This window comes from Pseudomonas sp. NPDC089918 (assembly GCF_050280605.1).
Classification (GTDB): Bacteria; Pseudomonadota; Gammaproteobacteria; order Pseudomonadales; family Pseudomonadaceae; genus Aquipseudomonas.
The window spans coordinates 1-7987 of sequence record NZ_JBNNVP010000084.1 but is presented as its reverse complement, the minus strand read 5'-3'; the positions used below and the strand labels follow the sequence as shown (position 1 = coordinate 7987).

At 59.1% G+C, this 7987-nt stretch carries 7 protein-coding genes; all 7 read left to right on the top strand.

Annotation, left to right across the window (positions count from 1 at the left end):
• The coding region (locus ACQKPC_RS29945; protein WP_427628274.1) for an SDR family oxidoreductase at positions 1–234 on the top strand (234 nt) is incomplete at its 5' end.
• Entirely contained in the window at positions 227–985 is a 759-nt protein-coding gene (locus tag ACQKPC_RS29940) for an SDR family oxidoreductase (protein WP_427628273.1), read from the top strand. The genes ACQKPC_RS29945 and ACQKPC_RS29940, both read left to right, overlap by 8 nt.
• Positions 986–1154: 169 nt before the next feature.
• Positions 1155–3230 (top strand): hydantoinase/oxoprolinase family protein, encoded by a 2076-nt coding sequence (locus ACQKPC_RS29935; RefSeq protein WP_427628271.1) that lies wholly within the window; start codon positions 1155–1157, stop codon positions 3228–3230.
• A gap of 29 nt (positions 3231–3259) precedes the next feature.
• Entirely contained in the window at positions 3260–4927 is a 1668-nt protein-coding gene (locus ACQKPC_RS29930; protein WP_427628269.1) for a hydantoinase B/oxoprolinase family protein, read from the top strand.
• A complete protein-coding gene (locus ACQKPC_RS29925) occupies positions 4927–6129 on the top strand; it encodes a pyridoxal phosphate-dependent aminotransferase (protein ID WP_427628267.1) in 1203 nt (400 codons plus the stop codon). Before ACQKPC_RS29930 ends, ACQKPC_RS29925 begins: the two co-directional genes overlap by 1 nt.
• A gap of 35 nt (positions 6130–6164) precedes the next feature.
• On the top strand, positions 6165–6977 hold the full coding sequence (locus tag ACQKPC_RS29920) for an NAD-dependent epimerase/dehydratase family protein (RefSeq protein ID WP_427628265.1): 813 nt from the start codon (positions 6165–6167) through the stop codon (positions 6975–6977).
• Between the two features lie 33 nt (positions 6978–7010).
• Positions 7011–7987: NAD(P)/FAD-dependent oxidoreductase (locus tag ACQKPC_RS29915; RefSeq protein ID WP_427628263.1), on the top strand; the 977-nt coding region annotated here is incomplete at its 3' end.

The following is a 7987-nucleotide window of genomic DNA, read 5'->3' as shown; positions in this document are numbered from 1 at the left end:
GCCCAGGCCTGCGCCAAGGACCAGATTCTGGTCAATTCGGTGGCGCCCGCCGGTTTTGCCACCGAGCGCGCCAAGCAGTTGGGCTTCCTCGGTGAGCTGGCTGCGGCCAACCCGCTGGGGCGCGCGGCTGAACCTGCCGAAATTGCCGAGTGGATCGTCATGATGGGCAGCAGTCGCAACACCTATGCCACCGGTGAGAACGTGATCGTCAGCGGGGGCTACATCTATGCCTGATTCAACATCGGTGCCGACGATCTACCGTCGGGCTTTGGTCACGGGCGCCACTAGCGGTATCGGCAAGGCTGTGGTCCTGGCATTGCGCGATGCCGGTTTGCGGGTGATTGCGGTCGGCCGTAGTCCTGAGGCGTTGGCCGAGTTACGTTCTGAGCCGGGCGTGACGGTGGTCGAGGCCGACGTGCGGCAAGTCGATGCGTTCACCGAAATCCTGGCTCGCTACCCGGTGGATGTACTGGTCAACAATGCCGGAGTCTTGTCCACCCGATCCTCGTTCCAGGAGATGGATCCGGAGGAAATCGACAACATGTTCGACATCAATCTGAAGGCGCCCTTGCACCTGACACGCAAGGCGTTGCCCGGAATGATCGAGCGTGGCCATGGTCATCTCTTCTTCATTGGTTCCAGTGCGGGTCGCGCGCCGCATCCAGGCGCTGCAGTCTATGGCGCATCCAAGGCTGGCATCAGTCTGTTCTGCGATGCATTGCGCTGCGACTTGCTTGGCAGCGGGGTGCGCGTGACGGAAATTGCCCCCGGGCGGGTCCAGACGCAGCTGTACAAAACCGCCATGGGCATGCAGGCCGCTGGCGCCGAACTGTACGAGGGGTATGAGTCGATCATGCCGGAAGATATCGCCACGTTGCTGTTGGCTGCGTTGAGCCTGCCACAGCACGTGGACGTGTCTCGCCTGGAGGTTTTCCCGACTGCTCAGGCAGTGGGCGGGGCGCGGATGGTCAAAACCAAGGGTTGATGATCAGGGCCGGGATTTCATCGATCCCGGTCGACACGTTTACGAGTGTCTGGAACAGCCGAACACAGTGTGACAATGCTTGACTGCCTGTAAGACAACATATAACTTACATTCTAAGCGGGCTTGATTGCCTCTTGTCATGAAATCTGGAATTTCAGGGGATACGACGATGACTGCTACTTCATGCCGGGTCGGCGTGGACATAGGTGGGACCTTTACCGATATCGCGCTGGATGTAGGCGGGGTATTGCACTCAACCAAAATTCTTACCGACTATGAGCTGCCAGAGCGCGCCATTCTCACCGGTGTGAAAAGTGTCATCGATGCCGCCGGGCTGAAGCTGTCCGACATTGATCAACTGATCCATGGCACCACCCTGGCCACCAACGCACTGATCGAGCGGCGCGGGGCCAAGACTGCATTCATTACGACCGAAGGTTTTCGTGACACGCTGGAAATGCGCACCGAAAACCGCTTCGAACAATACGACATCAACATCACATTGCCGCCGCCGCTGATTGAGCGCGAACACCGCTACACCTTGCGCGAGCGCCTGGATGTACACGGTGATGTGCTGATCACGCCTGAACAGTCCGATATCGATGCGCTGGTCGAGCGAGTAGCCGAAGGCAACTATGAGAGCATCGCGGTCGGCCTGATTCACAGTTACGTCAACGGTGCCCACGAGCGCCTGTTGCGCGATGCCTTGCAACGCCGCTTGCCGAATGTGTCCGTGTCGATTTCCAGCGAAGTCTCTCCGCAGATGCGTGAGTTCGAGCGCTTCAATACCGTCTGTGCCAATGCTTACGTCAAGCCGCTGATCAAGTCCTATCTGGATCGTCTGGTGGTGACCCTCAAGCAATCCGGCGCCGATTGTCCGGTGTTCATGATTCACTCCGGTGGTGGAATTATTTCGGTGCAGAGCGCTGCAGAGTTTCCCGTGCGGCTGGTCGAGTCCGGCCCGGCTGGTGGGGCGATTTTTGCTGCTGACATTGCGCGCAAATACTCGCTGGATTCGGTGGTTTCGTTCGACATGGGCGGCACCACCGCGAAGATCTGCCTGATCGAAAATCAGGTACCCAAGACCGCCAAGACCTTTGAAGTGGCGCGAACCTATCGCTTCAAGAAGGGCAGTGGCATGCCTATCTCTATCCCGGTGGTGGAGATGGTTGAGATCGGTGCCGGTGGCGGCTCGATTGCCAGCATCGACAGCATGCGCCAGATCCGGGTCGGCCCGCACAGCGCGGGCTCCGAACCGGGGCCGGCCTGCTACGGTCGCGGCGGCCTGGAGCCGACCATCACCGATGCCAACCTTTTGCTGGGTCGCCTCGATCCGGACAACTTCGCCGGCGGCGCGATGCGCCTGTCCATCGACAACGCCGCTTCGGCCACCGCGCGAGTCATCGGTGCACCACTGAACATGGAAGCGGTCACCGCTGCCTACGGCGTGTGCGAAGTGGTCGATGAGAATATGGCCAACGCGGGGCGCGTGCATGCGGTTGAAAGCGGCAAAGATATTGCCGAATACACCATGATCACCTTCGGTGGCGGTGGTCCGCTGCACGCTGCGCGTCTGTGCGAAAAAATGGGTGTGTCGCGCTTCCTGGTACCTGCGGGCGCCGGCGTCGGGTCAGCCATTGGGTTTCTGCGTGCGCCATTTGGCTACGAGGCGGTACGCAGTGCTTTCGTGCGTCTCTCTGAATTTGATGCGCCGCAGGTCAATGCCCTGATTGATGACATGAAGTCCGAGTCCATCGGTTTCCTGCGCCAAGGCATGCCTGAAGGTGAGCCTGAACTGGAATGCACGGCGTTCATGCGTTATGTCGGCCAGGGCTGGGAAATTCCCGTTTCTCTGCCATTCAAACCATTCAGCAACAGCGACACCGCACAGTTCAAGGCTCTGTTTGAAGCGGCCTACACCCAGTTCTTCGGTCGCCCGATCGAAGGTCCGGATGTCGAGATCGTCAGTTGGTCGGTTAAAGCCAGTTCACCGCTATTACCGGTGCAGCCGGTCCAGCAGATCAGCGCTTCTCATCGTGCCCACGAAGTTTCGCGTCGAGAAGTCTTCGACGTCGTCAGCGGTGGTTTTGTCGATGCCGGCATCTTCCAGCGCGAAGAGTTGCAACCGGGTGCTCGTGTTGATGGTCCGGCCATTATCGCCGAGCGCGAAACATCGACCTTCGTGTCGTCCTCCTTCACCGCCACGGTCCAGCCTGACGGCTGCCTGCTGGTTGTTCGACGCTAAGCGTCACTTGCATAGAAGGCGATTTTCCCATGAGCGATACCTTGATCGATATTCAAATGCAGGTGATGTGGAATCGCCTGATTTCGGTGGTTGAAGAGCAAGCCCTGACGCTGATCCGCACCGCGTTCTCGACCAGTGTGCGTGAAGCCGGTGACCTGTCCGCCGGGGTCTTCGACCGTGCCGGCAACATGCTTGCCCAGGCGGTTACGGGCACTCCTGGACACGTCAACACCATGGCCGAGGCGGTGGTGCATTTCATCAACGACATTGGCCAGGACAACATCTTCGAAGGCGATGTCTACGTGACCAACGACCCCTGGAAGGGGACGGGTCACCTGCACGACATCACCATCGTTTCACCCTCGTTCTACAAGGGCGAGCTGATCGGTTACTTCGCCAGCACTGCCCACGTGGTCGACATCGGCGGCCGTGGCTTTGGCCCGGATGCCCGTGAAGTCTACGAAGAAGGCCTGTTCATTCCGATCATGAAGTTATTCGAGCGTGGCAAGGTCAACCGCGACTTGATCAACATTCTGCGCAACAACGTGCGAGAGAATGATCGGGTGGTGGGTGATTTCTATGCGCTGTCGGCCTGCAACGAAACCGGTCACAAGCGCCTGCTGAGCATGCTCGAAGAATTCCGCCTGGAAAACCTGGAGCACATCGGTGGCTTCATTCTGGAACACAGTCGCCGTGCGACGCTGGAGTGCTTCAAGTCGCTGCCGCACGGCACCTACCAGAACAGCATGACCCTGGACGGCTACGACGTTCCAGTGACCTTGTCGGTGACGCTGACGGTCGGGCCGGACGGCATCTTGACCGATTTCAACGGCACCTCCGGCATGAGCCAGTTCGGTATCAACGTACCGCTGGGCTATGCCAAGGCTTACGCCTGCTATGGCCTGAAGTGCATCGTCGCTCCCGAGATCCCGAACAACTCCGCATCCCTGGCGCCGTTTGATGTGGTGGCTCCCGAAGGTTGCATTCTGAATGCCAAGCACCCGGCTCCGGTTTCGGTTCGTCACGTGCTCGGTCACTTTGTTCCTGATCTGGTGCTCGGTGCACTGCACAAATGCCTGCACGGCCAGGTTCCGGCCGAGGGCGCCAGTGCGTTGTGGAACCTGCATCTGAGTGTCCGTCCTCTGGAAAGCAATCCGGATGGGCGAAATGCCGAGATGCTGATGTTCAACAGCGGTGGCATGGGCGCGCGCGCGGCCAAGGATGGCTTGAGTGCCACAGCGTTCCCCAGTGGTGTACATACCATGCCGGTCGAGGCCACCGAGCATGCCGGGCCGGTCATTGTCTGGCGTAAAGAGCTGCGCAATGGTTCCGGCGGCGCCGGACAGTTGCGCGGTGGATTGGGGCAAGAGATCGAAGTGTCCGCCGCAGAGGGGTACTCGTTCCGCTTCAGTGCCATGTTTGACCGCATTCTTTATCCGGCTCGTGGTCTTGAGGGGGGTAAGGAGGGCGCCAAGGGTTATGTCGGTCTGGACGATGGCACGCTGTTGCGTGGCAAAGGGCAGCAGTTCGTGCCTTCGGATCGGCGTCTGATTCTCAGCTTGCCGGGCGGTGGAGGTTACGGCGATCCGCGTCAACGCCCTCGCGAAGAGGTCGAGCGCGACCTGCGCTTTGGCTACATCAGTGCCGAGCAAGCGCGTGACGATTATGGCTATGAAGCCGGGCAGGGGACCAAGTAATGGAATTTCAAAGTTCGCGGGTCAGGACGGTCAAGAGTTCGCCCAGCATGGCGGTGTCGGTTCTGGCCAAAAAAATGCTCGCTCAAGGCGAGCCGGTGATCAACCTCAGTCTGGGCGAGCCGGATTTCAACACCCCGGCCCACGTCATCGAAGCGGCCTACCAGGCCATGCTTGACGGCAACAACCACTACACCGCACCCAACGGCTACGAGGTGTTGCGTCAGGCCATTGTCGACAAGTTCTCTCGTGAAAACGATCTGAACTATGGTCTGGACGAAATCTGCGTGGCCAACGGCGCCAAGCAGCTGTTGTTCAATGCCTTTCTGGCAACCCTGGAGCCAGGGGATGAGGTCATCACGCCCGCACCGTATTGGGTGTCCTACACCGATATGGTGCTGCTCAACGGTGGTGTACCGAAGGTCATTCCCTGTGGTTCCGAGTTCGGTTTCAAGCTCGATGCTGCACGGCTTGAAGCGGCCATTACGCCGAAGACGCGCTGGCTGATGCTCAATTCGCCGAACAATCCCTGTGGGGCGATTTATACCCAGGAAGAGTTCGCGGCACTGGGTGCCGTGTTGCAGAAGTATCCGCGGATCCTGGTGATCTCCGATGAGATTTACGAGCACATCATTCTCGGCGACAAGCCCTTCGTCCCATTCGTGATTGCGTGCCCTGAGTTGCGTGAGCGCACCCTGCTGATCAATGGGGTGTCCAAGGCCTACGCCATGACGGGCTATCGCTTGGGTTATGCAGCGGGTCCGAAAGAACTGATCGTTGCGATGAACAAAACCCAGTCACAGACCACGACATGCCCCTCGGCGATCTCACAGTTGGCAGCCGCGGCAGCCTTGAACGGTCCGCAAGACTTCGTGCGTGACGCCAACCGCGAGTATCAGGCCCGAGGCGCAATGGTCGTCGAAGGTCTCGCGGCAATCGACGGACTGGAGTTGCAGATGCCGGAAGGGGCGTTTTATGCCTTCCCTAAATGCTCGGCGTTTATCGGCAAGCGTACGCCCGATGGGCAAGTGATCGAGACTGATACCGACCTCTCCAACTACCTGCTGCGCGTCGGCAAGGTCGCAACGGTGCCGGGCTCTGCATTTGGTCTTGAGCCCTACATTCGCCTGTCTTTCGCAACGTCCCGGCAACAGCTTGAGCAGGCCGTCGTGCAGATGCGCGATGCGCTGGCCCTGTTGGTTTAAGCGTTGCAGTCACTGACTAATTCGAGATTGATCTGATGAGCAAGCCTTTCAAACGACTGTTGATCACCGGTGCGGCCGGCCGCCTGGGCAAGGTTTTGCGCGAGCACCTGCGGGACCTCGCCGATGAATTGCGCCTGACCGATATCGCTGACATGGGCGCGGCGGCACCGCACGAACAACTGGTGCGCTGTGACCTGGGCAATCTGGCGGATGTGTTACCGCTGGCCGAGGGTGTTGATGCGATCATCCACGCCGGAGGTGTACCGCTAGAAAATACCTTCGCCGCGATCCTCAATGGCAACATCGTCGGCACCTACAACATCTACGAAGCCGCACGTCAGCATGGTGTGAAGCGAGTGATTTACACCAGCTCCAACCATGCCATCGGTTTCTACGACCGTACAGAAACCATCGATTCCACTGTTGCGCATCGTCCCGACAGCCTGTACGGCGTGAGCAAATGCTTTGCCGAGGATCTGGGGCGCTATTACTGGGACAAGTTCGGCATCGAGTCGGTGAACCTGCGTATTGGCTCCTCGTTCGAAGAACCGTTGGATCGCCGCATGCTGGCGACCTGGTTGTCGTTCGCCGACTTCGCTCAACTGGTGGAGCGCTCGCTGACTGCGCCACGTGTTGCGCACATGATCGTCTACGGCATGTCGGCCAACCGTGAATCGCTGTGGGACAACCGCACGGCCTCCTCGATTGGCTACGTGCCACAGGACAGTGCCGATGATTACCGCGAAAAAATCGAAGCGAAATTCCCGCCCCTGGACCCCAATGAACCTGCTGCGCGCTATCACGGTGGCAATTTTGCCGGCGCAGGCCATTTCGAAGATCCGAAGTAACGTTTCCCTATCGAATTCTTAGAGGTCCGAACCATGGCTTCGACAGCTACAAAGCAACACTACGACGTAGTGATCGTGGGGGGCGCGGTGAACGGCAGTGCCACGGCATATTTTCTGGCCAACAACCCGGACTTCACCGGGTCGGTGCTGGTCATCGAGCGTGACTGGACCTATGCACAGTCGGCCACGGCGCTCTCCAGCAGCTCGATCCGTGTGCAGTTTTCCAACCCGATCAATATTCAGATCTCGCGGTTTGGTGCCCAGTTTATCCGGGATTTCCCGCAACTGATGGAGGTCAATGGTGACAAGCCTGACCTCGCCTTCAAGGAAAACGGCTATCTGTTCCTGGCTGACCAGAAGGGCTTCGACGTGCTCAAGCGTCTGCATCAGACACAATTGGACAACGGCGCCGATGTGACCCTCATGGACACCGACGCGCTGATCAAACGTTTCCCCTGGGTCAACCCCGACAGCCTGGCTGGCGGAACCTATGGCGAGAAGGATGAAGGCTGGTTCGACAACTACGGCATCATGAACGGCTTTCGCAAGAAGGCGCGCTCGATGGGTGTCGAGTACATCGAGAACGAGGTGGTTGAAGTCTTGCGCAAGGGCGATCGGGTCACTGGCGTGACCTTGGCCAGTGGCGAGCGCATCACCTGTGAATACTTGGTCAATACCGCCGGCACCCGCGGCCCCACAGTGGCAAAAATGGCCGGTTTGCAGATCCCGGTCGAGTCGCGTCGGCGCTCGCTGTTCGTGTTCGACTGCCACACACCGCTGCAAGGTGTGGTCCCGCTGACGATCGATCCGACCGGCGTGTTTTTTCGTCCGGAAGGCCATCTGTACCTCGGCGGCACTTATCCCAAAGTCGACCCGGAAGTGGATTTCGATGACTTCGAGGTGCTGCACGACGAATTTGACGAAGAGGTCTGGCCGATTCTCGCCGAGCGAGTGCCGGCGTTCGAGGCGATCAAAGTGGTCAACTCCTGGGCAGGGCACTACGACTTCTG

Excerpts from the sequence above, each read along its gene's own strand:
- ACQKPC_RS29930 (WP_427628269.1), top strand. The coding sequence starts at position 3,260 with ATGAGCGATACCTTGATCGATATTCAAATGCAGGTGATGTGGAATCGC.
- ACQKPC_RS29925 (WP_427628267.1), top strand. The coding sequence starts at position 4,927 with ATGGAATTTCAAAGTTCGCGGGTCAGGACGGTCAAGAGTTCGCCCAGC.
- ACQKPC_RS29935 (WP_427628271.1), top strand. The coding sequence starts at position 1,155 with ATGACTGCTACTTCATGCCGGGTCGGCGTGGACATAGGTGGGACCTTT.
- ACQKPC_RS29920 (WP_427628265.1), top strand. The coding sequence starts at position 6,165 with ATGAGCAAGCCTTTCAAACGACTGTTGATCACCGGTGCGGCCGGCCGC.
- ACQKPC_RS29940 (WP_427628273.1), top strand. The coding sequence starts at position 227 with ATGCCTGATTCAACATCGGTGCCGACGATCTACCGTCGGGCTTTGGTC.